General features: G+C 69.3%; 22 protein-coding genes. 9 read left to right on the forward strand and 13 right to left on the reverse strand.

What is annotated here, in order from left to right; all coding sequences use genetic code 11:
* Positions 1-60: 60 nt before the first annotated feature.
* The 8 genes from ACIQMU_RS12880 to dnaA all read right to left on the reverse strand — a co-directional run bounded on the left by ACIQMU_RS12880 (position 61) and on the right by dnaA (position 12,944).
* Entirely contained in the window at positions 61-672 is a 612-nt protein-coding gene (locus ACIQMU_RS12880; protein ID WP_402688849.1) for a DUF3566 domain-containing protein, read from the reverse strand.
* A gap of 93 nt (positions 673-765) precedes the next feature.
* Positions 766-3,408, reverse strand: coding sequence for a DNA gyrase subunit A (gene gyrA, locus ACIQMU_RS12885; protein ID WP_352239235.1), 2,643 nt, complete (start codon positions 3,406-3,408; stop codon positions 766-768).
* 47 nt (positions 3,409-3,455) lie between these two features.
* A complete protein-coding gene (gyrB, locus tag ACIQMU_RS12890; RefSeq protein WP_352239234.1) occupies positions 3,456-5,525 on the reverse strand; it encodes a DNA topoisomerase (ATP-hydrolyzing) subunit B in 2,070 nt (689 codons plus the stop codon).
* 460 nt (positions 5,526-5,985) lie between these two features.
* On the reverse strand, positions 5,986-6,489 hold the full coding sequence (locus ACIQMU_RS12895; RefSeq protein ID WP_402688868.1) for a DUF721 domain-containing protein: 504 nt from the start codon (positions 6,487-6,489) through the stop codon (positions 5,986-5,988).
* 194 nt (positions 6,490-6,683) lie between these two features.
* Entirely contained in the window at positions 6,684-7,814 is a 1,131-nt protein-coding gene (recF, locus tag ACIQMU_RS12900) for a DNA replication/repair protein RecF (RefSeq protein WP_352239232.1), read from the reverse strand.
* Between the two features lie 75 nt (positions 7,815-7,889).
* Positions 7,890-8,768, reverse strand: coding sequence for a phosphogluconate dehydrogenase (NAD(+)-dependent, decarboxylating) (gnd, locus tag ACIQMU_RS12905; RefSeq protein ID WP_352239231.1), 879 nt, complete (start codon positions 8,766-8,768; stop codon positions 7,890-7,892).
* A 162-nt stretch (positions 8,769-8,930) separates the two neighbouring features.
* Positions 8,931-10,061 (reverse strand): DNA polymerase III subunit beta, encoded by a 1,131-nt coding sequence (gene dnaN / locus ACIQMU_RS12910; protein WP_030115122.1) that lies wholly within the window; start codon positions 10,059-10,061, stop codon positions 8,931-8,933.
* Between the two features lie 1,014 nt (positions 10,062-11,075).
* The gene (dnaA, locus tag ACIQMU_RS12915; protein WP_402688850.1) at positions 11,076-12,944 is read right to left on the reverse strand and encodes a chromosomal replication initiator protein DnaA; all 1,869 of its coding nucleotides are present in this window, start codon (positions 12,942-12,944) and stop codon (positions 11,076-11,078) included.
* Between the two features lie 381 nt (positions 12,945-13,325).
* On the opposite strand from dnaA, the gene rpmH reads away from it, so the two are divergent.
* From rpmH to ACIQMU_RS12960, 9 genes are all read left to right on the forward strand, one after another.
* Positions 13,326-13,463 (forward strand): 50S ribosomal protein L34, encoded by a 138-nt coding sequence (gene rpmH, locus ACIQMU_RS12920; protein WP_003967884.1) that lies wholly within the window; start codon positions 13,326-13,328, stop codon positions 13,461-13,463.
* A 19-nt stretch (positions 13,464-13,482) separates the two neighbouring features.
* On the forward strand, positions 13,483-13,854 hold the full coding sequence (gene rnpA, locus ACIQMU_RS12925; protein ID WP_352239228.1) for a ribonuclease P protein component: 372 nt from the start codon (positions 13,483-13,485) through the stop codon (positions 13,852-13,854).
* The gene (gene yidD, locus ACIQMU_RS12930) at positions 13,851-14,210 is read left to right on the forward strand and encodes a membrane protein insertion efficiency factor YidD (protein ID WP_352239227.1); all 360 of its coding nucleotides are present in this window, start codon (positions 13,851-13,853) and stop codon (positions 14,208-14,210) included. The genes rnpA and yidD overlap by 4 nt, the downstream gene beginning before the upstream one ends.
* Before the next feature lie 3 nt (positions 14,211-14,213).
* Positions 14,214-15,476, forward strand: coding sequence for a membrane protein insertase YidC (gene yidC / locus ACIQMU_RS12935; RefSeq protein ID WP_352239226.1), 1,263 nt, complete (start codon positions 14,214-14,216; stop codon positions 15,474-15,476).
* Positions 15,477-15,490: 14 nt separating this feature from the next.
* Positions 15,491-16,006, forward strand: coding sequence for a R3H domain-containing nucleic acid-binding protein (locus tag ACIQMU_RS12940; protein ID WP_352239225.1), 516 nt, complete (start codon positions 15,491-15,493; stop codon positions 16,004-16,006).
* Positions 16,007-16,115: 109 nt separating this feature from the next.
* Positions 16,116-16,832, forward strand: a complete 717-nt coding sequence (rsmG, locus tag ACIQMU_RS12945) for a 16S rRNA (guanine(527)-N(7))-methyltransferase RsmG (RefSeq protein WP_352239224.1) — start codon at positions 16,116-16,118, stop codon at positions 16,830-16,832.
* A gap of 327 nt (positions 16,833-17,159) precedes the next feature.
* Positions 17,160-18,236, forward strand: a complete 1,077-nt coding sequence (locus ACIQMU_RS12950) for a ParA family protein (RefSeq protein WP_352239223.1) — start codon at positions 17,160-17,162, stop codon at positions 18,234-18,236.
* Positions 18,233-19,327, forward strand: a complete 1,095-nt coding sequence (locus tag ACIQMU_RS12955) for a ParB/RepB/Spo0J family partition protein (protein WP_402688851.1) — start codon at positions 18,233-18,235, stop codon at positions 19,325-19,327. Before ACIQMU_RS12950 ends, ACIQMU_RS12955 begins: the two co-directional genes overlap by 4 nt.
* Positions 19,328-19,630: 303 nt before the next feature.
* Positions 19,631-20,248 (forward strand): GNAT family N-acetyltransferase, encoded by a 618-nt coding sequence (locus tag ACIQMU_RS12960; protein WP_402688852.1) that lies wholly within the window; start codon positions 19,631-19,633, stop codon positions 20,246-20,248.
* Positions 20,249-20,332: 84 nt separating this feature from the next.
* Here ACIQMU_RS12960 and trxA read toward each other — a convergent pair whose 3' ends face one another.
* From trxA to ACIQMU_RS12985, 5 genes are all read right to left on the reverse strand, one after another.
* Positions 20,333-20,665, reverse strand: coding sequence for a thioredoxin (gene trxA, locus ACIQMU_RS12965; RefSeq protein WP_018957328.1), 333 nt, complete (start codon positions 20,663-20,665; stop codon positions 20,333-20,335).
* A gap of 46 nt (positions 20,666-20,711) precedes the next feature.
* Positions 20,712-21,683, reverse strand: a complete 972-nt coding sequence (gene trxB / locus ACIQMU_RS12970) for a thioredoxin-disulfide reductase (RefSeq protein WP_352239220.1) — start codon at positions 21,681-21,683, stop codon at positions 20,712-20,714.
* Positions 21,684-21,809: 126 nt separating this feature from the next.
* A complete protein-coding gene (locus ACIQMU_RS12975) occupies positions 21,810-22,769 on the reverse strand; it encodes a hypothetical protein (protein ID WP_352239219.1) in 960 nt (319 codons plus the stop codon).
* Positions 22,766-23,482: an RNA polymerase sigma factor SigM gene (sigM, locus tag ACIQMU_RS12980; protein ID WP_352239218.1), complete on the reverse strand. Its 717-nt coding sequence runs from the start codon at positions 23,480-23,482 to the stop codon at positions 22,766-22,768. Before sigM ends, ACIQMU_RS12975 begins: the two co-directional genes overlap by 4 nt.
* 208 nt (positions 23,483-23,690) lie before the next feature.
* Positions 23,691-25,430 (reverse strand): serine/threonine protein kinase, encoded by a 1,740-nt coding sequence (locus ACIQMU_RS12985; protein ID WP_352239217.1) that lies wholly within the window; start codon positions 25,428-25,430, stop codon positions 23,691-23,693.
* Between the last annotated feature and the right edge of the window lie 89 nt (positions 25,431-25,519).

Here is a 25,519-nt window from a genome sequence, read left to right on the forward strand (position 1 = left end):
GCGCTGACTCCTGAAGATTAGCGCACGTCGGGGCCAGTCCCAAAATCGATACTCGGGGCGCTACTCGTCCTCGGCCAGCGTGAGCTCGACACCGCCCACGAAGCCCGCCGACAGGTTGTAGATGAAGGCGCCCAGCGTCGCCAGCGCGGTGGCCAGCACCACGTCGATCACGGCGATGACCGACGTGAAGATGAGCACCCGCGGCAGCGACAGGAACGACTGCAGATCGAAGCCGTTGCTCTCGTTCGAGCCGGTGGCCTCGCTGATGGTGCCGCCGACGGTCTCGAAGACGCCCATGGCGTCCATGACCATCCACAGCACCGCCGACGCGACCACGGCGCAGATGCCCAGCGCGATCGACAGCAGGAAGCTGACCTTCATCACCGACCACGGGTCGGCCTTGGCCACCCGCAGCCGTGCCTTGCGGGTGCGGGGCGTGGTGCGTGCCCCCGTGCGCGGCTTGCGCGTCGCCTGGGCGCCGCCCACGCCCTGCGCGCCGCCCAGCGTGCCCTCGGCCGGGCGCTGGCCCCCCTGGGTGCTGCCGCCGGGCGCTTGATACGCCTGGGGCGGGTGGTACGGCCCCGAAGGCCCCGGTGCGGGCTCACGCTCGCCGGGCAGCGGCCCGGTCGCGTAACCCTCGTACTGGGGCTGAGGCCCTCGTGTGTCCGTCACAGTGCCCCCTTGGGAGTCCGTGGCAGGGCCACGGGCACCGTTCGCGCCGGCTCCGGAAGCGGCCGAACCGGCGCCCGTGGCTCCACTCACGCTCTACTCCTCGTGCTCCCCGGTCGAAGGCTCCGTGCCCTCGACAGTGCCCTCTGTCACGCCTTCGGCGTGGACCTCGGCCATCTCGCCATCAGCATCATCGGCCCCATCGACCTCTTCCGCCTCACGACCGGCCTCGGCGTTGCGCGCGATGCCGACGACGGCATCCCGCTTGCCCAGATTGATCAGTTGGACGCCCATGGTGTCACGGCCCGTCTCCCTGACTTCATTGACTCGCGTACGAATCACACCACCGCCGAGTGTGATGGCGAGAATCTCGTCCGTCTCCTCGACCACCAGCGCACCGACGAGCGACCCCCGGTCCTCCACGATCTTGGCGGCCTTGATGCCGAGACCGCCGCGGCCCTGGACGCGGTACTCGTCGACGGCGGTCCGCTTCGCGTACCCGCCGTCGGTGGCGGTGAAGACGAACGTACCGGGCCGGACGACATTCATCGAGAGCAGCTGGTCGCCCTCGCGGAAACTCATCCCCTTGACGCCCGAGGTGGCACGGCCCATCGGGCGCAGCGCGTCGTCCGTCGCGGTGAACCTGATCGACTGGGCCTTCTTGCTGATGAGCAGCAGATCGTCCTCGGCCGACACCAGCTCCGCGCCGATCAGCTCGTCGTCACCGCCGTCCGGCATCTCGCGCAGGTTGATCGCGATGACACCGCCCGAGCGCGGCGAGTCGTAGTCCTTGAGCGCGGTCTTCTTCACCAGGCCGCCCTTGGTCGCCAGGATCAGGTACGGCACGGCCTCGTAGTCGCGGATCGCCAGGATGCGGGCGATCTTCTCGTCCGGCTGGAAGGCCAGCAGGTTGGCGACGTGCTGGCCGCGCGCGTCCCGGCCGGCGTCCGGAAGCTCGTACGCCTTGGCCCGGTAGACCCGGCCCTTGTTCGTGAAGAACAGCAGCCAGTGGTGGGTGGTGGAGACGAAGAAGTGGTCGACGATGTCGTCTTCCCGCAGCTTCGTCCCGCGCACGCCCTTGCCGCCGCGCTTCTGCGAGCGGTAGTCGTCCGTCTTGGTGCGCTTCACATAACCGCTGCGGGAGATCGTGACGACGATGTCCTCCTCGGCGATCAGGTCCTCGATGGACATGTCACCGTCGAAGGGCACCAGCTGGGAGCGCCGGTCGTCGCCGAACTTGTCGACGATCGCCGCCAGCTCCTCGCTGACGATGGTGCGCTGCTTGGCGGGCGAGGCCAGGATCTCGTTGTACTCGTTGATCTTCGCCTGGAGCTCGTCGTGCTCGGCGGTGATCTTCTGGTGCTCCAGCGCGGCCAGCCGGCGCAGCTGCATCTCCAGGATCGCGTTCGCCTGGAGCTCGTCGATCTCCAGCAGGCCCATCAGGCCCTCGCGCGCGATGTCCACCGTGTTCGAACGCCGGATGAGGGCGATGACCTCGTCGATGGCGTTGAGGGCCTTGAGGAGGCCGCGCAGGATGTGCGCCCGCTCCTCGGCCTTGCGCAGCCGGAACTTCGTCCGCCGGACGATGACCTCGATCTGGTGCGTCACCCAGTGGCGGATGAACGCGTCGATCGACAGCGTGCGCGGCACCCCGTCGACGAGCGCCAGCATGTTCGCGCCGAAGTTCGTCTGGAGGTCGGTGTGCTTGTACAGGTTGTTCAGGACGACCTTGGCGACGGCGTCCCGCTTCAGGACCACGACCAGACGCTGCCCCGTACGCGAGGAGGTCTCGTCGCGGACGTCCGCGATCCCGCCGACCTTGCCGTCCTTGACCAGGTCGGCGATCTTCTGCGCGAGGTTGTCGGGGTTGGTCTGGTACGGAAGCTCCGTGACGACCAGGCACTGACGGCCCTGGATCTCCTCGACCGCGACGACCGCGCGCATCGTGATCGAGCCGCGGCCGGTGCGGTACGCCTCCTCGATGCCCTTGCGGCCCACGACCAGCGCGCCGGTGGGGAAGTCGGGGCCCTTGATGCGCTCGATCAGCGCGTCCAGCAGCTCCTCGTGCGACGCCTCGGGGTGCTCCAGATACCACTGGGCGCCGGCGGCGACCTCGCGCAGGTTGTGCGGGGGGATGTTGGTCGCCATGCCGACCGCGATCCCCGCGGAGCCGTTGACCAGCAGGTTCGGGAAGCGCGCCGGCAGGACCGTCGGCTCCTGGTTGCGGCCGTCGTAGTTGTCCTGGAAGTCGACGGTCTCCTCGTCGATGTCCCGGACCATCTCCATGGACAGCGGCATCATCTTGCACTCGGTGTACCGCATCGCGGCGGCCGGGTCGTTGCCCGGGGAACCGAAGTTGCCGTTGGAGTCCACCAGCGGCATCCGCATCGACCAGTGCTGCGCGAGGCGCACCAGGGCGTCGTAGATGGAGGAGTCGCCGTGCGGGTGGTACGTGCCCATGACGTCGCCGACGACGCGGGCGCACTTGTAGAAGCCCTTCTCGGGGCGGTACCCGCCGTCGTACATCGCGTACAGCACCCGGCGGTGGACGGGCTTGAGGCCGTCCCGTACGTCGGGGAGCGCACGCGAGACGATGACGGACATCGCGTAGTCGAGGTAGGAGCGCTGCATCTCCGTCTCGAGCCCGACGGGCTCGACACGCATGCCCACACCGGGGATCGCGGCTTCCTCTTCGGGCATCACGGGTTCAGGTGTCACAGGGGTGTTGTCGTCGGCCATTGCTGGTCAAAGTCCTTTCGAGCTGCGGCGTCGCTGGTACGGCCGACTCAGATGTCGAGGAAGCGGACGTCCTTGGCGTTGCGCTGGATGAACGAGCGCCGCGCCTCGACGTCCTCACCCATGAGCACCGAGAACAGGTCGTCGGCCTGCGCGGCGTCGTCCAGCGTGACCTGACCGAGGACCCGGTGGTCGACGTCCATGGTGGTGATGCGCAGCTCTTCGGCGTTCATCTCGCCGAGGCCCTTGAAGCGCTGGATCGAGTCTTCCTTGATCCGCTTGCCGTTCTGCTTGCCGAGTGCCACGAGCGCGTCCCGCTCCCGGTCCGAGTACGCGTACTCGAAGTCGTCCCGGCCCCACTTGATCTTGTAGAGCGGCGGGCGCGAGAGATAGACGTTGCCCTGCTCCACCAGCGGTCGCATGAAGCGGAAGAGGAAGGTCAGCAGCAGCGTGTTGATGTGCTGACCGTCGACGTCGGCGTCCGCCATCAGGATGATCTTGTGATAGCGGAGCTTCTCGATGTCGAAGTCCTCGTGGACCCCGGTGCCGAACGCCGAGATCAGCGCCTGGACCTCGGTGTTCTGGAGGATCTTGTCGATCCGGGCCTTCTCGACGTTCAGGATCTTGCCGCGGATGGGCAGGATCGCCTGGTACATCGGATTACGGCCGGACTTCGCCGAACCACCGGCCGAGTCACCCTCGACGATGAAGATCTCGCACTTGGTGGGGTCGTTCGACTGGCAGTCGCTGAGCTTGCCCGGCAGCGAGGCGCTCTCCAGGAGCCCCTTGCGCCGCGTCAGGTCGCGCGCCTTGCGGGCCGCCACCCGGGCGGTCGAGGCGGCGATGCCCTTGCGGATGATGTCGGCGGCCTCGTTGGGGTTCCGGTCGAACCAGTCCGTCAGCTGCTCGTGGACGACCTTCTGCACGAAGGTCTTGGCCTCCGTGTTGCCCAGCTTGGTCTTCGTCTGGCCCTCGAACTGCGGCTCGCCCAGCTTCACCGAGATGATCGCGGTGAGGCCCTCGCGGACGTCCTCGCCGGTGAGGTTGTCGTCCTTCTCGCGGAGCAGCTTCTTGTCGCGCGCGTACCGGTTGACCAGCGAGGTCAGCGCCGCACGGAAGCCCTCCTCGTGCGTGCCGCCCTCGTGCGTGTGGATCGCGTTGGCGAAGGAGTAGACGCCCTCGGTGTACTGCGTGTTCCACTGCATGGCGATCTCGGCCGAGAGGAGGCGGTCCTTGTCCTCGGCCTCGATGTCGATCACCGACTGGTGAATGACGTCGCCCTTGCGGGAGTTGAGGTACTTCACGAAATCGACGATGCCGTTTTCGTAGTGGTAGGTGACCGAGCGCGCGGCCTCCTCCGCGGCGGGCTCGACGGCGTCCGCGCTGTCCGCGCCCGCCGTCGCCTTCGCCGACTCCCGCTCGTCGGTCAGCTTGAGGGTGAGGCCCTTGTTGAGGAACGCCATCTCCTGGAAGCGGCGCGAAAGGGTCTCGAAGCTGTACTCGGTGGTCTCGAAGATGTCCCCGTCGGCCCAGAAGGTGACCGTCGTGCCGGTCTCCTCGGTGGCTTCGTGCTGGGCCAGCGGGGCGGTCGGGACGCCGAGCTTGTAGTCCTGGGTCCAGCGGTAGCCGTCGGTCTTGACCTCGACGGCGACCCGGGTGGACAGGGCGTTGACGACGGAGACGCCGACGCCGTGCAGACCGCCGGAGACGGCGTAGCCGCCGCCGCCGAACTTGCCGCCCGCGTGCAGGACCGTCAGCACGACCTCGACGGCCGGCTTGCCCTCGGACGGCACGATGCCGACCGGGATGCCCCGGCCGTTGTCGATCACACGCACCCCGCCGTCGGCGAGGATCGTGACGTCGATGGTGTCCGCGTGGCCCGCCATCGCCTCGTCGACCGAGTTGTCGACGACTTCCTGCACGAGGTGGTGCAGGCCGCGCTCACCGGTCGAGCCGATGTACATGCCAGGCCGCTTGCGGACCGCGTCCAGCCCTTCCAGCACGGTGATCGCGCTGGCGTCGTACGAGGCGGCGACCTCGCCGTTCTCACCGACTGTGGACGGAATGTTCTCGTTGGGGTTGCCGGAATCGGCCACGAAGCGCCCTTTCTGGCACAGCACAGGCCGTTCTCCGGCAAGCGGGAGCGGCTGCGTCGTTCGGCTTGTATCGACGACTCCCGCCTCATCGGCGGGATTACTCACCAGTCTACCGGTAGCGCTGACATGAATGGGGGTTTGCCGGTACCTGAGTACGCATGTGCCGCCCTGAATGAGCGGCTGACGACTCCCCATATTCGGGAAGGGGCTCCAAGAGGCCCTGACGGGCCTGGAGCGCTTCGGCCTGTCAACCTCCCGCTACGGTGAGGGACGCTCCGGCCGTACCGTCCGGTTTCCTCCGGAGCAAATCCCGCCGAACCCACCCAGAAGCTCGCCCAGTACACGACAATTTTACGACGAACGTGCAGCTCAGCGGTATCGAGGGGTCATCCTCGGTGAGGCGGCGGGAGCCGCCGGGAAAGCGGGAGGCGCGCCCGCGGGCCGACGCGGCGCGGGCCGCCTCCGGCCGACGCCGCCCGAAGGCTCATCCGTAGGTGTCCCCGGGGCCCTTGCTGCCGGGCGCCCGCAACGGCCCGAACCGGCGCTCCGGGCCCCCCGGCCCGACCACTTTGATCATCCGCACGGTGCCCTGCCCCAGGTCCGCGTTCAGCCGGGCCACCAGCTGCGGGGCCAGCAGCCGCAGCTGCGTCGCCCACGCCGTCGAGTCACAGCTCACGGTCAGCACCCGGGCGTCCGGATCGTCGTCGTACCGCAGCGGTACGCAGTGATTCGCCAGGTCGTCGCCGACGATCTGCGGCCACCGCCCCATCACCCCGCCGACCGCGGCGGGCGTCTCCCAGCCCCGCTCGGTGATCAGCCGGTTGATCGCGGAGCCCAGCGCCAACGGGTCCCGGCCGTCCGACCGGGCCCCCGAGCGCAGTCCGCCGCCCCGCCGCGCCTGCTTCCTCTGCTGCGCCGCCGCGCCCCGTGCCCTGGCCTGCTCCTTCGCCGCCCGCAACGCGACCCGGGCGAGATCGACCCCGGTCACCTCGGGCGGCTTCGACGCCCCGGAAGGCGTCCCCGAGGCCCCCTCGGACAGGGCCGGATCCGGCAGCGCCTCGCCCGGGCCGCCGGCACCGCCCGCCCGGTCCGTGCCTTTCGCGCGAGCCGCGCGCGAGCCTCCCGTACCGCCCGCCCGGGAGGCCGAGCCCCGCCGGCCCGCCGCGCTCTCACCCCGGCCGGTCATACGCGTGCCACCTCGCCCGCGGTCACCGCGTACCGCGTTCCCGCCAGCACACCCGGAACGTCCTCGGCCACCGCGGCCGTCACCAGCACCTGCTCGCCCGGGGCCACCAGCTCCGCCAGCCGCTCCCGGCGGCGGGCGTCCAGCTCGGCGAAGACGTCGTCCAGGACCAGCACCGGCTCGTTGCCCTCGGAGCGCAGCAGCTCGTAACTGGCCAGCCGCAGCGCCAGCGCGTAACTCCAGGACTCGCCGTGACTGGCGTACCCCTTCGCCGGCATCCCCCGCAGACCGAGCACCAGATCGTCGCGGTGCGGGCCGACGAGGGTCACACCCCGCTCGATCTCCTGCTTGCGGACTCCTTCGAGCGCCGCGATCAGCTGCGCGTACAGCTCGTCGCGGGTACGCGCGGGACCCACGTCCTCGCCGACGGAGCTGCGGTACTCCAGCGCCACCGGACCGCCGCCCGGCGCGACGTCCCCGTACGCCTTGTCGGCCAGCGGCTGGAGCGTGGCGATCAGATCGAGGCGCTGCGCGAGCAGCTCGGCGCCCACCCGTCCCAGATGCTGGTCCCAGACGTCGAGCGTGGACATGTCCATCGAGCGGCCGCCGTGCCGCCGGGCCATCGCCGCGGACTTCAACAGGGTGTTGCGCTGCTTGAGCACCCGCTCGTAGTCCGAGCGGACCCCGGCCATCCGGGGGGCGCGCGCCGTGATCAGCTCGTCCAGGAACCGCCGCCGCTCGCCGGGGTCGCCCTTCACCAGCGCCAGATCCTCCGGCGCGAACAGCACGGTCCGTACGATGCCCAGCACGTCACGGGGTCTGACCTGCGAGGACCTGTTGATCCGGGCCCGGTTGGCGCGTCCGGGGTTCAGCTCCAGCTCGATCAGCTGCGAACGCTCGCCCTGGGTGACCGCCGCGCGGATCACCGCCCGCTCCGCGCCCATCCGCACCAGCGGGGCGTCCGAGGAGACCCGGTGGCTGCCGAGGGTGGCGAGATAGCCGACGGCCTCGACGAGATTGGTCTTGCCCTGCCCGTTGGGCCCCACGAACGCGGTGACGCCCGGGTCGAGAGGGACCTCGACCCGGGCGTACGAGCGGAAGTCGGCCAGCGAGAGATGGGTGACATGCATGTGCGCCGACCTCCCGGGCCTTTCTGTTCCGCTGTGTGGTGCCGTCGTGCGTGGGTGCCGCGTTCCCGCGGCGGTCTACTTCTTGTTCTCGACCGCGTGCCCGCCGAACTGGTTGCGCAGCGCGGCGATCATCTTCATCTGCGGTGAGTCGTCCTGGCGCGAGGCGAACCGCGCGAACAGCGACGCCGTGATCGCGGGCAGCGGCACCGCGTTGTCGATCGCGGCCTCCACCGTCCAGCGGCCCTCGCCCGAGTCGGCGGCGAAGCCCCGGAGCTTGTCCAGGTGCTCGTCGTCGTCGAGGGCGTTGACCGCGAGGTCGAGCAGCCAGGAGCGGATGACCGTGCCCTCCTGCCAGGAGCGGAAGACCTCGCGCACGTCGGTGACGGAGTCGACCTTCTCCAGCAGCTCCCAGCCCTCGGCGTACGCCTGCATCATGGCGTACTCGATGCCGTTGTGGACCATCTTCGCGAAGTGGCCGGCGCCGACCTTGCCCGCGTGCACGGAGCCGAAGTCGCCCTCGGGCTTCAGGGCGTCGAAGATCGGCTGGACCTTCGCCACGTTCTCGTCGGTGCCGCCGTACATCAGGGCGTAGCCGTTCTCCAGGCCCCAGACGCCGCCCGAGACGCCGCAGTCCACGAAGCCGATGTCCTTGAGGCCCAGCTCGACGCCGTGCTTCTCGTCGTCGGTCCAGCGCGAGTTCCCGCCGTCGACGACGACGTCACCGGGCGAGAGCAGCTCGGCCAGCTCGTCGATCGTGGTCTGGGTGGCGGCGCCGGCGGGGACCATGACCCAGACGACCCGTGGACCCTTCAACTTGCCCACAAGCTCTTCGAGACTGTGGACATCGGCGACATCCGGGTTGCGGTCGTAACCGATGACGGTGTGGCCTGCGCGGCGGATGCGCTCGCGCATGTTGCCGCCCATCTTGCCGAGGCCGACGAGACCGAGCTCCATCAGAGATTCCTTAAGCGTCGTGGCGATAAGCATCGGGGCGTTGTGCACCCAGGACCGAGCCTACGCCCGGCCGGGGACAGCGCGGCGGGCCCGCTCCGCGCCGAGCGGGCCCGCCGGAAACTGCCGCGGAAACGTCCCCCGATCGGCCGGAGGAGGCCGGGCTCAGCCGGAGAGGCGCACCGGCATGATCAGGTACTTGTACGCGTCGTCCGCCTCGGCGTCGACGGCCGGGCGGCCGCTGAGCAGGGCGGGCTTGGTGGACGTGGTGAAGGAGAGCTGGGCGACCGGGGAGTCGATCGCGCTCAGACCGTCCAGCAGGAACGTCGGGTTGAAGGCGATGGAGATGTCGTCGCCCTCCAGCACCGCGTCGACGCGCTCCACAGCCTGTGCGTCGTCACTGGAACCGGCTTCCAGGATGAGGACGCCCTGCTCGAAGCTGAGCCGTACGGGAGTGTTGCGCTCGGCGACCAGGGCCACACGCTTGACGGCCTCGACGAAGGGCGCCGTCTCGATCACCGCCACGGAGTTGAACTCCGTCGGGAACAGCGTGCGGTACTTCGGCAGGTCGCCCTCCAGCAGGCGGGTGGTCGTCCGGCGCCCGGCGCCCTCGAAACCGATCAGGCCCTCGCCCGCGCCGGAGCCGGAGAGCGCCAGGGTGACCGTGTCGCCGCTGGTGAGTGCCTTGGCGGTGTCCAGGAGGGTCTTCGCGGGCACCAGGGCGACCGCCGAGGCGTCGGCGTTCTCCGGCTTCCACAGGAACTCGCGGACCGCGAAGCGGTAGCGGTCGGTGGAGGCGAGGGTGACGGTGTCGCCCTCGATCTCGATCCGCACGCCCGTGAGCACCGGCAGCGTGTCGTCGCGGCCGGCGGCGATGGCGACCTGGGCGGCGGCCGAGGCGAAGACCTCACCGGGGACGGTGCCCGTGGCGGTCGGCATCTGCGGCAGCGCGGGGTACTCCTCCACCGGCAGCGTGTGGAGGGTGAAGCGGGAGGAGCCGCAGACGACCGTGGCCCGCACGCCGTCGGTGGAGATCTCCACCGGGCGGTTGGGCAGGGCGCGGCAGATGTCGGCGAGCAGCCGGCCGGAGACGAGCACCGTGCCGTCCTCGTCGACCTCCGCGTCGACGGAGACCCTGGCGGAGACCTCGTAGTCGAAGCTGGAGAAGCTGAGAGCCCCGTCCTCGGCCTTCAGCAGAAGGCCCGCGAGAACGGGCGCCGGCGGACGGGCCGGGAGGCTGCGGGCCACCCAGGCCACCGCCTCCGCGAGTACATCGCGCTCCACCCGGATCTTCACCGGAACCGCCTCCTGCTGTTGCTCGCTCGCCCTGCTGGCCTTCGTCGTCTGGACCGGAGCTCCCTGCCGAGGGCTGGGGAGGCTCCGGGGTCCAGTCTGACGTACGGCACCGACAGTCGTTGCTGCTCGGGGTCAAGTCGGGCCGAGAGCCTCGCGGCGGTCGACGGTCGAGTTGTACACAGGCCCCACTTCGAAGCGGATTCCTGGCTAACTCTGGGTGGTAGTAGTAGTAGGGCTTGTGGATACCGTGGATAACGTCGTTTGCGCAGGTCAGCGACGGTTTTTTGTCCACCGGTCCTGTGGGTGGCGCCCGTGGACAACCGGGGCTTTCTGTGGACGGACGAAAGTTCTGCACACCCGATGCACAGGAGGGGGCCACTTCTCCCCAGGTCTGTCCCCAGCTTTACCCCTGTTCCCCACAGCCCAACCGACCACCTTGGTGTGACGCCTTTCACTCAGGGCGGTGAGGGCGTGTGTTGCGTTGCCGAACAGTGGACAGGGGTGTGGAGAAGCTGGGGACAACAGAGCCCAGCCTGTGGGCCGCCGGTGGACAACAGCGAGGACCCCCTGTGGACGAAAAGTTTGTCCACAGGCTGTGGATCACGGTTGACCACAAATCCCCAACCACATGACCTGGCCTGATGAAGTATCGGCAGCACACCCTGTGGACGCAATATGGACAACTTCCCAGTCCCCAGGCTGTGGACGGGAGATTTCCCGTACATCTGTGGAGAAGGGCCTCTGAGCGGCCAGTATTCGAACAGCATGGGCTCGGCGGTGTGCTCGTCGCGGGTGCCGGTGACGCCCGGAGCCGCTCGCCGAGCGCTTCCGTAGGCCCCCGACCGGCCCTCGCAGAGCCTTCGGAGCCGCGCCGAGCGGGCTCGGGCGCGCGACCGGCCGGGCCCCAGGGCTCGATCGGCGGGCTCGGGGAACGCGAAAGGGCGCCTGCCGCGGACCGTGGTGGTCCGCGGCAGGCGCCCCGGGAACGCGTCCGGAGAGCCGGAGAGGCCGGCGTCAGCCGTTCTTGATGCGGTTGGTCAGCTCGGTGACCTGGTTGTAGATGGAGCGTCGCTCCGCCATCAGCGCCCGGATCTTCCGGTCTGCGTGCATCACCGTCGTGTGGTCGCGGCCGCCGAACTGCGCACCGATCTTCGGCAGCGAGAGGTCGGTCAGCTCGCGGCACAGATACATCGCGATCTGGCGCGCCGTCACCAGGACCCGGCTTCGCGAGGACCCGCAGAGGTCGTCCACGGTGAGGCCGAAGTAGTCCGCGGTCGCCGCCATGATGGCCGGCGCGGTGATCTCCGGGGCCGCCTCCTCGCCACCGGGAATCAGGTCCTTCAGGACGATCTCGGTGAGTCCGAGGTCCACCGGCTGCCTGTTCAGGGACGCGAAGGCGGTCACCCGGATCAGGGCGCCCTCCAGCTCACGGATGTTGCGCGAGATCCGCGAAGCGATGAACTCCAGGACCTCCGGCGGGGCGTTGAGCTGCTCCTGCACCGCCTTCTTGCGGAGGATCGCGATCCGGGTCTCCAGCTCGGGCGGCTGGACGTCGGTCGTCAGGCCCCACTCGAAACGGTTGCGCAGCCGGTCCTCCAGCGTCACCAGCTGCTTGGGCGGCCGGTCCGAGGAGAGCACGATCTGCTTGTTCGCGTTGTGCAGCGTATTGAAGGTGTGGAAGAACTCCTCCTGCGTCGACTCCTTGCTCGCCAGGAACTGGATGTCGTCGACCAGCAGGATGTCCACGTCGCGGTAGCGCTTGCGGAAGGTGTCGCCCTTGCCGTCGCGGATCGAGTTGATGAACTCGTTGGTGAACTCCTCCGAGCTCACGTACCGCACCCGGGTCCCCGGGTAGAGGCTCCGCGCGTAGTGCCCGATGGCGTGCAGCAGGTGGGTCTTGCCGAGCCCCGACTCCCCGTAGATGAACAGGGGGTTGTACGCCTTCGCGGGCGCCTCGGCGACAGCGACGGCAGCGGCGTGCGCGAACCGGTTGGAGGCCCCGATGACGAAGGTGTCGAAGAGGTACTTCGGGTTCAGCCGGGCCTGCGGTTCACCGGGCCCCGGCGCGGGGGCCGGCTGGGCGCCCATCGGGCCGGGGACCGAGCCGCCGGTGCGCCCGGGGCCGTGCCCGCCCTGGCGGTGCTGCGGCTGCTGGTCCTGCCGGTCGGGACGCTGCTGCTCGTACCCCTGGTGCTCGGGCGGCTGCGAGCGGTAGTCGTGCTGGGGCTGCTGGGGGCGGCCGGTGCCGTAGGGCTCGCGCCACTGCTCGGAGGGCTGCTCGCGGTACTGCTCGTTCTCCCGGTAGGAGTCGGTGTCGCGGTAGGGCTCGCCGGAGGGCTGGTCGCGGTCCTGGTACCCGCCGTGCCGCGGCTGCTGCCAGGAGAGGTCCTCCTGGGTACGCGGCCAGGCGCCGGGCTCCGGGCGCTGCTGCTGGTAGTCGGGGTAGGCCGGCCGGGCCGTCGGCATGCCGTCGTCCGAGGGCCGGTGGCCGTAGCCGTCGTAGGCGTCTCCCCGCGGTGCTTCCTCACGGGGCTGAGCCGGGTAGCGGTGGCCCTGCTGGCTCTGGTGCGACTGGTGCGACTGGTGCATCGGGGGCGACGGCGGGTCGCCCGCGGAGTCGTCGACGGTGATCGCGATCCGGATCGGGCGGCCGCACTCGCGGGTCAGCGTCTCGCTGATGAGCGGTGCGAGCCGGCCCTCCAGGACCCGCTTGCCCCATTCGTTGGGAACGGCGAGCAGCGCGGTGTCGGCGACGAGTGCCAGCGGCTGGCAGCGCTCGATCCACTGCTTGTCCTTCGGTTCGATGCCCTGCTGGCCGTCCCCGAGGAGTTGTTCCAGCACTCGCGGCCACACTGCGGCAAGATCGGCAGGTACGTCAGCCACAAGGCACGCTCTCTCGCATGTCCCACGAATGTGTGGTTCTCGGGACGGGATGGGTCGGGTCGGGTGAGGCCCGGCAGTCGGGAAGGAAAAGAACCGGAGTTCAGCCACGGTAGTCAGGCCGACCCGCGCGGTACAAGTTGTTGTCCACAGGCTGTGCACAATGAGGGGCGGTGCGGAGCCGGTTTGACCGGATGGCGTAGCCGCGCGTACCGTGACCAGGTCGAGTTGTCGATGGCTGCTGCCGCCTGCCTCCGATGGGCAAAGATCACGATCTGTGATTGTGAAGCGGTGCACTAAGGCGTTTACGCGAGTTCCTCGTGGGCGCACGGTGACAGCCAGGCGATGTCCCGCCAACACACGAATCATTTCTGGAGCCCCCGAGTGAGCAAGCGCACCTTCCAGCCGAACAACCGTCGTCGCGCCAAGACCCATGGCTTCCGGCTGCGCATGCGTACCCGTGCCGGCCGTGCGATTCTCGCGAACCGCCGTGGCAAGGGCCGCAGCAGCCTGTCCGCCTGATCGCTTACAGGTCCATGACGTGCTGCCTACCGAGAATCGGCTGAGGCGGCGCGAGGACTTCGCGACCGCGGTACGACGAGGACGTCGAGCCGGACGTCCGCTACTCGTCGTCCATCTACGCAGCGGTGAAACGGACCCGCACGTGGCGGGGGAGACTGTTCCCCCACCACGTGCGGGTTTCGTCGTCAGCAAAGCCGTGGGGGGCGCCGTCGTCCGTACCTCGGTGAAGCGGAAACTCCGCCACCTGGTCCGCGACCGGCTGGCTCTGCTGCCCCCCGGTAGCCTTGTTGTCGTACGGGCGCTGCCCGGTGCGGGCGACGCCGACCATGCACAGCTGGCCCGAGACCTGGACGCCGCACTTCAGCGGCTGCTGGGAGGGGGCGCGCGATGAAGTACCCGCTGCTTGCTCTCATCAAGCTGTACCAGTGGACGATCAGTCCACTCCTCGGGCCTGTCTGCCGCTATTACCCGTCGTGTTCCCACTATGGATATACGTCGATCGACAGGCACGGTGCCATCAAGGGAACAGCGCTGACGGCCTGGCGCATCCTTCGGTGCAATCCGTGGTCACCCGGCGGTGTGGATCATGTTCCGCCACGCAAGCGTCCGCGGTGGCACGAGCTGCTGCGCAACGCCCTGCGTGGCGACAAGGGCGGGGAGTCCGCCGCTGATGTGCCGTCCGGGGGGTCGGTCTCCGAACCGCCGAGCCCGGCCGCAGAGACCTCGCCCAATGCTCAAGGAGCTTGATTAGTGGACACGATTGCCAGTCTGTTCAGCTTCATCACCACACCTGTCTCATGGGTCATCGTTCAGTTCCACAAGGTCTACGGGGCGATCTTCGGTGACGACTCCGGCTGGGCCTGGGGCCTGTCGATCGTGTCGCTGGTGGTGTTGATCCGGATCTGCCTGATCCCGCTCTTCGTGAAGCAGATCAAGTCGACCCGCAACATGCAGGTGCTCCAGCCGAAGATGAAGGCGATCCAGGAGCGCTACAAGAACGACAAGCAGCGTCAGTCCGAAGAGATGATGAAGCTGTACAAGGAGACGGGCACCAACCCGCTCTCCTCGTGCCTTCCCATCCTGGCGCAGTCGCCGTTCTTCTTCGCCCTGTACCACGTCCTCTCGTCCATCGCCTCGGGCAAGAAGATCGGGGCGATCAACCAGGACCTTCTGGACAGCGCCCGTGAGGCGCACATCTTCGGCGCACCGCTCGCCGCGAAGTTCACGGACAGCGTCGAGAAGGTCACCTCGCTCAACGCCGACCTGCTGGACGTCCGGATCGTCACCGCGATCATGATCGTGCTGATGTCCGCCTCGCAGTTCTTCACCCAGCGCCAGCTGATGACGAAGAACGTCGACCTGACGGTGAAGACCCCGTACATGCAGCAGCAGAAGATGCTGATGTACATCTTCCCGGTCATCTTCGCCGTGATGGGCATCAACTTCCCCGTCGGTGTCCTCGTCTACTGGCTGACCACGAACGTCTGGACCATGGGTCAGCAGATGTACGTGATCAACCAGAACCCGACCCCGGGCAGCAAGGCGCAGGACGCCTACCTCCAGCGTGTGCTCAAGAGCGTGAGCGCCCACGAGCAGGTGCGTGGCCGTACCCGGCGCAACACCGTCAAGGCGATCGTGGCCAAGGGTCCCGACCGCAACGACATCGAGCGCAAGTTCATCACCGGCCTCGGCAAGCTGGGCCTGGCGGCCCAGGAGGACGGCACGGTACAGAAGAGCGAGACCGCCGCCGCCGAGGCCGAGGGTCAGGCGCACAAGCGTCAGCAGCCCAAGCGCCAGACCAAGGCCAAGCGCCAGACGGCCGCTGCCACGGCAGGCGGGACCAAGGACTCGGATCCCGCGGCGGCCGGCTCGAAGACCTCGCTCGAGAAGCAGGACGCACCGCAGGACGAAAAGCCGAAGTCGGCGGGCAAGCCCGCCTCCGGTTCCTCACGCCAAGCCAAGTCCGGACAGCGCAAGGGTCCGCAGCGGCCCAAGCACCCGTCCAAGAAGTAAGAAGGAGTCCATCCGTGACGGAAGGCACCACTTCCACGGCCACCGCTGAGGCCGGCAGCGACACCCTGACCCGCCTGGAGCAGGAGGGCGAGATCGCGGCCGACTACCTCGAGGGGCTGCTCGACATCGCGGACCTCGACGGCGACATCGACATGGACGTCGAGGCGGACCGGGCCGCGGTGTCGATCATCAGCGAATCGGCACGCGACCTCCAGAAGCTCGTGGGCCGTGACGGTGAGGTTCTGGAGGCGCTCCAGGAGCTGACGCGACTGGCCGTCCACCGGGAGACCGGTGACCGCAGCCGCCTGATGCTGGACATCGGCGGGTTCCGGGCCAAGAAGCGCGAGACCCTCGCGGAGCTGGGCGCCAAGGCCGCGGACGAGGTCAAGAGCTCGGGCGCGCCGGTGAAGCTGGACCCGATGACGCCGTTCGAGCGCAAGGTCGTGCACGACGCGATCGCAGCAGCCGGTCTCCGGAGCGAGTCGGAGGGCGAGGAGCCGCAGCGCTTCGTCGTCGTTCTCCCGGCCTGACCGGATCCTTGTACTGTCGGCCCCGTCTGTTCGCAGGCGGGGCCGATCTTGTCAGCCTGATAGTCAGCCACCCACAGTGCGCTAGTGCGGTATGGAAGGACGGTCCCCCGTGACGGAGGCAGCAGAGCTCCCCCAGGCACCTGCGGAGGCCCAGGCGGTGTTCGGAGAGCGCTACCCGGATGCCGTCCGGTACGCGGAACTCCTCGCGGACGCCGGGGTCAAGCGAGGGCTGATCGGCCCGCGTGAAGTACCCCGGCTGTGGGAGCGGCACCTGCTGAACTGTGCGGTGCTCTCCGAGGTCGTGCCCGAAGGCGTCACGGTCTGCGATGTGGGCTCGGGTGCGGGCCTGCCCGGTATCCCGCTGGCTCTGGTGCGCCCAGATCTCAAGATCACCTTGCTGGAGCCGCTCCTCCGGCGTACGAACTTCCTCCAGGAAGTCGTCGAGCTGCTCGGCCTGGACCATGTGACCGTCGTGCGCGGCCGGGCCGAGGAGGTCCTCGGAACGCTTCAACCCGTCCAGGTGGTGACCGCTCGCGCGGTGGCCCCGCTGGACCGGCTGGCCGGCTGGGGGGTGCCCCTGCTGAAGCCGTACGGGGAGATGCTCGCGCTCAAGGGCGACACCGCCGAGGAGGAGCTCAACGGCGCACGGTCCGCACTCAGCAAGCTCGGTGTCCTGGAGACCGAGGTGCTGCATGTCGGCGAAGGCTTGGTCGATCCGCTGTCCACCGTGGTCCGCGTCGTGGTGGGTGAGAGTCCGGGTGGTGTGAGGTTCGCCGCAAAGAGGGCCAAGGCCGCTCGGACGGGACGCACACGCAGGCGCCGCTGAGCGACTTCGCGGAGCGGCGCCACGCCCCGCGCGGGGGCCTCCGGGGATCGGCCGGTATGCGGTTTCTGTTGCACTTTGGGCCACTTACCAGCGGTTCTACCGGAAGGTGGCGATATGTGCCCCGTGCGGAGTGTCGTGGCCTGGTAGTTGCTTCGCGGGGGCATCGTGTTTCACGTGAAACGTCGCTCTCTGCTGCAGGGAATCATCGGCCGTGGTCGTGCGGCTGCCACGCCGCGCGACCGCAAACCCGGACGGGTTGCCGAGTTGTCCACACGCACGGATTCATCCACAGAACAGCGGGCCTCGCTGGTTCACGACACCGAAAGCATGGCAGGCTCTGCTCATTGTGAGCCTGAAGCCGAGGAGAGTGAATCCTTGCGGTCCGACGCCAACATCGCGGGACCGATGACCGACCCGGTCCCCGGTCCCCGAACCGAGTCTGTGGGTGAGGGTGTTTCACGTGAAACACCGCCGCCGATGGACGACACACCCATCGGCCGTGCCGCTCAGCTGGCGGTCGAAGCCCTCGGCCGCGCCGGCGAAGGGCTGCCCCGCCCTGACCGGACCCGTGTCATGGTGGTGGCCAACCAGAAGGGTGGGGTCGGCAAGACGACCTCGACGGTCAACCTGGCCGCTTCCCTGGCGCTCCACGGAGCGCGCGTTCTCGTGGTCGACCTCGACCCGCAGGGCAATGCTTCCACGGCTCTGGGCATCGACCACCATGCGGATGTTCCCTCGATCTACGACGTTCTGGTGGATAGCCGCCCGCTCTCCGAGGTCGTCCAGCCCGTGCCGGATGTCGAAGGTCTCTTCTGCGCCCCGGCCACCATCGATCTCGCCGGTGCGGAGATCGAGCTGGTCTCGCTGGTGGCGCGGGAGAGCCGGCTCCAGCGGGCCATCCAGGCATATGAGCAGCCGCTGGACTACATCCTCATCGACTGCCCGCCCTCGCTGGGCCTGTTGACGGTGAACGCACTGGTGGCCGGGGCCGAGGTGCTCATCCCCATCCAGTGCGAGTACTACGCGCTGGAGGGCTTGGGGCAGCTCCTGCGGAACGTCGACCTGGTGCGGGGACATCTGAATCCGGACCTGCATGTCTCGACGATCCTGCTGACGATGTACGACGGCCGGACGAGGCTCGCCTCCCAGGTCGCCGAGGAGGTCCGGACGCACTTCGGCAAGGAAGTGCTGCGGACCAGTATCCCGAGGTCCGTGCGGATCTCGGAGGCGCCGAGCTACGGCCAGACCGTGCTGACCTACGATCCGGGATCCAGCGGTTCGCTCTCCTATCTCGAAGCCGCCCGGGAGATCGCCCTGCGGGGCGTAGGGATGCACTACGAGGCTCAGCACGCCCACACGAGCAGTCAGAACAGCCAGCAGAACGTTTCGGAGGGCCTTCAGTGAGTGAGCGTCGTAGAGGACTGGGACGTGGGCTCGGTGCGCTGATCCCTGCCGCTCCCCAGGAGAAGCAGGTGCCGTCGCCCGGAGTCGGGGCGGCGTCGTCCGGCACCGGACCCGTTCTGACGGCGGAGCGTGGCGTGGCCGCGGCGAAGGTGACCGCGTTGCCGTCCGTCCCGGCGGTGCCGGAGCCGGCGCCCGCCCCGGAGGGCCGGCCCGAGCAGGACGGCGGGACCTCGGGCGCGTATTTCGCCGAGCTTCCGATCGCGACGATCACCCCGAACCCCCGCCAGCCCCGTGAGGTCTTCGACGAGGACGCGCTGGCCGAGCTGGTCGTCTCCATCAAGGAAGTCGGTCTTCTCCAGCCGGTCGTCGTCCGCAAGGCGGGCCCGGACAGCTACGAGCTCATCATGGGTGAGCGCCGGTGGAGGGCCTGCCGGGAAGCGGGCCTGGAGCGGATTCCCACCATCGTCCGCGCCACGGACGACGAGAAGCTGCTGCTGGACGCGCTGCTGGAGAACCTCCACCGGGCGCAGCTGAATCCGCTGGAGGAGGCCGCCGCGTACGACCAGCTGCTCAAGGACTTCCAGTGCACCCATGACCAGCTGGCCGACCGGATCGGCCGATCGCGTCCGCAGGTGACGAACACGCTGAGGCTTCTGCGGCTCTCTCCGCCGGTGCAGCGCCGGGTCGCCGCAGGAGTCCTGTCGGCCGGCCACGCCCGGGCTCTGCTGTCCGTGGACGACTCGGAGGAGCAGGACCGGCTGGCCCATCGCATCGTGGCGGAAGGGCTTTCGGTGCGCGCGGTCGAGGAGATCGTGACACTCATGGGCTCGCGCCCCACGAGCTCTCCGAAGTCCAAGGGCCCGAGGGCCGGCGGCCGGGTGTCCCCTGCCCTGACCGACCTGGCGACCCGCCTGTCCGACCGCTTCGAAACCCGGGTGAAGGTCGACCTGGGGCAGAAGAAGGGCAAGATCGTCGTCGAGTTCGCCTCGATGGAGGACCTGGACCGGATTCTCGGCAGCCTCGCTCCGGGCGAGGGCCGTGTGCTGGAGAGCCGCCTCGCCGAGACGTCCGAAGAGGACGACAAGGGCTGACCGGCGAAACCCATGGAGGGCGGGCCATGCTCCGGTGTCTACCGGAACACGGTCCGCCCTTTGCCTTCTCCCGGTGACCGCGCCACCTCCGGGTGGCTACGATGCGTTCAGGGGAACGGCGTATCCATGGCGTCCGGCCTCGGAGGAGGGGGGACGCCTTGCGAAGAGTGAGCCGTGGCCGGCTCGTCACGGTCGGGCTGAGCCCGGTGCCGGCGGGGTATCCGTCGGCGGTCTGCGGCCTGAACGCAGCGCGCCGACAGCCGCACGTGAAGCGGCGGGCGAAGGAAGTGAGGGATCGCCGTCATGGGGCGTCGGCTCGTACCACTCACCCTGGACAACCTTCCGGATCTCCCCCAGCGGTGCCGCTCGTGCGTCTTCTGGGAGCTTGACCCGGTCAGTGGCGAAGCCGCGGTGAAGGCGGGCAGGCCGGAGCTGGAGAAGGAAGCCTGGATCTCCGCGGTGCTCCTGGAGTGGGGCTCCTGCGGCCGGGTGGTCTATGTGGACGACGCCCCGGTCGGCTTTATGCTCTACGCCCCGCCCGCCTACGTCCCCCGCTCGACGTCGTTCCCGACCAGTCCGGTCTCCGCTGATGCCGTCCAGCTCATCACCGGGCTGATCATTCCCGAGTACCAGGGCCAGGGGCTGGGCCGTGTCATGGTGCAGACGGTGGCCAAGGACGTCCTGCGCCGGGGCTTCAAGGCGATCGAGGCGTTCGGGGACGCTCGGTCCGAGCGAGCCACGTGCGTACTCCCCGCCGATCATCTGCTGGCCGTCGGCTTCAAGACCGTGCGGCCGCATCCTGTGTATCCGCGGATGAGGCTGGAGCTGCGGACGACGCTCTCCTGGAAGGAAGACGTGGAGATGGCGCTCGACCGTCTTCTGGGAGCGGTCCAGAAGGAGCCGGTGCTGCGGCCGCTGTGAGGCCGGACCGGGTCGTCGGCCATGCGAAACGGGCCCGCCCCAGAGGGTGAGCCCGTTTCACGTGAAACATCGCGCGGTGCGTGACTAGGCGCTGATGAAGCCTTCGAGGTCGCGGAGGATCGCGGCCTTCGGCTTGGCCCCGACGATGGTCTTGGCAACCTCGCCGCCCTGGTACACGTTCAGGGTCGGGATGGACATCACGCCGTACTTGGCGGCGGTGGCCGGGTTCTCGTCGATGTTGAGCTTGACGATCTCGATCTGGTCGCCGTGCTCTGCTGCGATCGCCTCCAGCGACGGGGCGATCTGGCGGCACGGGCCGCACCAGGCGGCCCAGAAGTCCACCAGAACGGGCTTGTCGCTCTTGAGGACGACCTCGTCGAAGGTGTCATCCGTAACGTGCTTCAGGTCGCCGGCCACGGCGGCCTCCTTAGTCTGTCGGGGTGGTGGGGTGCGGTGCGGACGTTCAGACGGCCGGGGTCTTCTCCGGCTCGGCGGGCTCCGCGTCGGCCAGGGCCGCGAGGAAGCGCTCGGCGTCCAGGGCGGCGGAGCAGCCGGTGCCCGCTGCCGTGATGGCCTGACGGTAGGTGTGGTCGACCACGTCTCCGGCGCCGAAGACGCCGGTCAGGTTGGTGCGCGTGGAGGGCGCCTCCACCTTCAGGTATCCCTCGTCGTCGAGCTCCAGCTGGCCCTTGAAGAGCTCGGTGCGGGGGTCGTGGCCGACGGCGATGAACAGGCCGGTCACGGGGAGCTCGGACGTCTCGCCGGTCTTGGTGCTGCGCAGGGTCAGGCCGGAAAGCTTCTGGTCGCCCTTGACCTCGGCGACCTCGCTGTCCCAGGCGAACCTGATCTTCGGGTCCGCGAAGGCCCGGTCCTGCATGGCCTTGGAGGCGCGCAGGGTGTCACGGCGGTGGACGATCGTGACCGACTTGGCGAAGCGGGAGAGGAAGGTCGCCTCCTCCATCGCGGTGTCGCCGCCGCCGATCACGGCGATGTCGTGGTCCTTGAAGAAGAAGCCGTCGCAGGTGGCGCACCAGGAGACGCCGCGTCCGGAGAGGGCGTCCTCGTTGGGCAGTCCGAGCTTGCGGTGCTGGGAGCCGGTCGTGACGATGACGGCCTTGGCGCGGTGGACGGTGCCCGCGGTGTCGGTGACGGTCTTGATGTCACCGGTGAGGTCGACCGCGACCACGTCGTCGGGGATCAGCTCGGCGCCGAAGCGCTCGGCCTGGGCCCGCATGTTGTCCATGAGCTCGGGGCCCATGATGCCGTCCTGGAAGCCGGGGAAGTTCTCCACGTCGGTGGTGTTCATCAGCGCACCGCCGGCCGTGACGGCGCCCTCGAAGACCAACGGGTTCAGCGAGGCGCGGGCGGTGTACAGCGCGGCGGTGTACCCGGCCGGTCCGGAGCCGATGATGATCACATTACGGACGTCGCTCACGGGTTTCTTCCTCGTTTCTGCAGACTGCCTAACTGCCTACGGGGGTCGGTTCAACGACTCTCACCCCACCCAACGGATCCTACGGCTGATGCATTCCCGAACGTGCCGCGGCGGTCGCGCACGGTTTCAGGGGCGGTTGTAGGTACGGGTGAGCAGTAGCTGTCCGGGGGACTCCGGGGCGTCGTCCACGCAGGCCGCGGCCACGAGGTATGCCTGTACACGGGAGGGGTCGCTCGGGTGCGGAAGGACGACGAGGTAGGTGTCCGCCCCCTGGTAGGTCCCCTCGTCGAGGGCGAGTGCCGGCGTGGTGCGGCCGGTGGCCTGCCGCACGCAGGGAGGCACGGTGACGGCAGGGGCCTGCAAAGGGCTCCTGGACGCCTCGGTATCGGGGGTGAGGGCCTCGGTCGTCGACTTGGTGTCCGCTCCCGGCGGCACCTTCTTGGCGCCTGGGCTGTCCGGGCTCTCCCCGCCGCCGAGGAGGTCCCGCACCCGGGCTTCGAGCGTGCCGACGGCGTACGGGTGCGCGCTGCTCTCCGCGGCGCTGACTCCGCTGTCGGCGGCGGTCCTGGAGGCGTCGCCGGACGGGGCGATGGACTGAAGGAAGAAGACGCCCATCCCGATGACCGCGGCACCGAACGCGGTGCCGAGGACCACGGCGCGCCGACGCCGGCGGGCGGGACGGCGGCCCGGTCCGGTCGCGGCGGACGACCGGCCCGCGGGGCGGTCCGGGACAGAGGAGCCGACGCTGACGGCAGCGGCGGCTGTCCGGTCGGTCGTCGTGCTCCCGCCGGTCGTTGTTTCACGTGAAACAACGACCGGCTCGTCGGCGGCGGGTGTGGAGAGGGTCTCCGCCGCGAGGGCCGCGTCGATGCGGGCGACGATGTCCTCGGGCATCGGCTCGGGGGCGGGCATCGTTCCGAGCAGTCCGCGGATCTCCTCCAGGGAGCCCTGCACTTCCGAGCAGAGGTCGCACCGAGCGACGTGCTGCCGGACTTCCACCGCCCGGGAAGAGGAGAGCAGCCCCTCGGTGAGATCGGAGATCTCGGAGACCTCCGGGTGCTGAGCCGTGTCGGCCGTGGATGTCACGGGCGCCCACCTCCTCCCTTGGTCGCGGCGGGATCGCTTGCTCCTGCGTCTCTGGGGCCTGACGCAGATGGGACGGATGCTCCGGGTGTCCGGTTCCTTCCGGCGGAGCTGTTCTCCTCGTCGGAGAGCTGCCCCGCGGTTCCGGCACGCAGATGGCGGACCAGCGGGGCCAGCCTCGCCCGGCCCCGGGCGCAGCGGCTTTTCACGGTGCCGGTCGGCACCTCCAGGATGCTGGCCGCTTCCGCTACGGGGTAGCCCTGCATGTCGACGAGGACGAGGGCCGCCCGCTGCTCGGGGGGCAGGGTGGCCAGGGCTTTCTGGAGCTGGCGGTGGAGGTCCTGCCGCACGGCGGGGGCCTCGGCCGATTCGTGGGGTTCCAGGAGCTGGTCGAGCCGTTCGGCGTCGTCCACGGGGGAGGTCTTGCGGGACGCGGCCTTGCGGACCCGGTCGAGGCAGGCGTTGACGGTGATCCGGTGCAGCCATGTGGTGACGGCTGACTGGCCGCGGAAGGTGTGGGCGGCGCGGAAGGCGGAGACCAGGGCGTCCTGAACGGCGTCGGCCGCCTCCTCCCTGTCCCCCAGGGTGCGCAGCGCCACGGCCCAGAGCCGGTTGCGATGGCGGCGTACGAGCTCACCGAAGGCGTCGGGGGCGCCCGCCACGTGTTGGGCGAGCAGGTCCGAGTCGCTCGGTGCCTCTGGTGGAACGGAATCCACCGTGCTCCCCCTCCGAACCAGATCCGATGACACATGCGGGCCGCGCCCGTCGATGCGGTGCGACGGGGAGAAGCCTGCCGCCACGGGTGTGACGGCCGCAACCCTTGTCGCCGCAGGCGCTCGGTGGGGCGGACGGTCGGCCCCACAGTAACGGGCCGGTGGGGCCGGTGATCAGGGACGGTACGGGCGGGCCGTGCCGGTCCGTGGATCAGCCGAGGACGGTGATGTCGGTGATGCCGCCCCGGTAGCCGCCCGTGCCGTCCGAGGGGAGTTCCGTGATGTGGACCAGGACGTAACGCGTGCGGACGGGCTCGTCGAGCTTCTTCTTGAGCGTCGAACCCGCGACCGTCCGCTTGACGATCGGCTGGTCGAAGTCGGCCGTCGTGGACGGGGACGAGGCGTCCGGGGAGGCGGCGAGGACGGTCGTCGTCTGCCCGCTGCGGTACAGGGACACGTCGACGCCGGAGACGTCCCGCACCTTGCCGAGGTCGACGACGATTCCGCTGCCCTGCTTGCGCTGGGGGAGGTTGCCGAAGTTGGCGAAGCCCTGGTATCGCGGGGTGACCCAGGATGTTCCGGGGCTGCCGTCGACGGAGTTCGCCACGTCCCGCTGCTTTATCCCGGAGCCGTCGGGCATGAACTCCGTGGCCCCCGCGATGTCCAGGGGTTCGGCGGATGGCGCGTTCTTCTCGTCCTTGTTCTTGTCGTCCTTGTCCGGCTCGGTGATGCCCGTGTCGTCGGAGCCCTTGGTCCGGTCGAGCAGCGCCTCCGCGAGCTGCCAACTGCCGAGGCCCAGCGCGGCGATGAGGAGCGCGGAGACCGACCACTTGAGTGCGCGGCCGGTACGGCTCTGCAGGGGGGCCGGAGGAGCCACCATCACGGGCTGCGTGACGGCGGACGGGTGGGAGGACGGGCGTCCGTACGTGCCCTGCTGATAGGTCGTGCGCTGGTACGCCGGCGGCGCGGTGAAGGTGGGCTCGGGAGGAAGGACGCGCGGCATGGCCGCGACGGCCTTGGCCAGCTCGTCCGGGGTGGTGCAGGGGGGTTCCTGGCGGGAGGCGGTGGCACCGTCGTTGGCGAGCGCCCGCATGGCCAGTTCGGAGAGACCGCGGTGGATGCCGGCGCGGACCTGGTCCGGGGCGATGAGCCCCATGCCCTTGGGCAGCCCGTCGAGCCCGTGGGCGGCGTCCCCGTATGGCCAGCGGTGGGTCAGCGCGGCGTACAGAAGGGCGCCGATGGCCTCGGTGTCCGTACGGAGGGGACGCTCGGCGGTGATGCCGCGCAGGGCGGCGTTCACGGCGAGGCCGCGGATGCGGTACTGCCCGGTGGAACTGCGCAGCACCGCACCGGGGGTGAGGCAGAGATGGGACAGGCCCTCGCGGTGGGCGGCGGCCATCGCCTGGGAGAGCTGGCTGACGAGCTGGTAGGCGTCGTGGGCTTCCATCGGCCCGGCGGCCAGCAGCGCGGTGAGTTCGGTGGCGTCCGGGAGCCACTCGTGGACCACGTAGACGAGGTCGTTCTCCTCGACGGCGTCGAGGACCTGGACGAAGCGGGGGTCGCCGAGAAGCGCCGAGGAACGGGCGGCGGCCAGCACCGAGCGGGCCCGCGGGTGTTCCGCGGGCAGGAGGTGGACGCCCACCGCCCGGCGGAGCTTCTCGTCGACCGCGCGCCAGCTGCTGAAGCCGTCCAGACGGGTGACGCACTCCTCCAAGCGGTAGCGCCTGGCGAGCTTGTGACCGCTGTGCAGGTCGGGTGATGCCGGAACGGCCTCGGAACGCTCCCGCCCACCGTCCGTGTTCTCGGTGTTCTCGGTGTCCTCGGGGCTCGCGCCCTTGGTGTCCTCGGCTTGCGCCGTCCCGTCGGTCGTGGCCTCGTCCGCCTTGGCGGTCAGCGGCTCGTCGCCGCCGTTGTCGGCCACGTCGACGGCGGCCGTGCTACGTTCCGCCACCGTCGTTCCTGCCTCCCCATCCGTTGCGCGATGCCAGCCAGCTCTGCACAGTCACGCCAATTGTGCCCACACTCCGGCGCTATCCACGA

This window comes from Streptomyces sp. NPDC091649 (assembly GCF_044756785.1).
Lineage (GTDB): Bacteria > Actinomycetota > Actinomycetes > Streptomycetales > Streptomycetaceae > Streptomyces.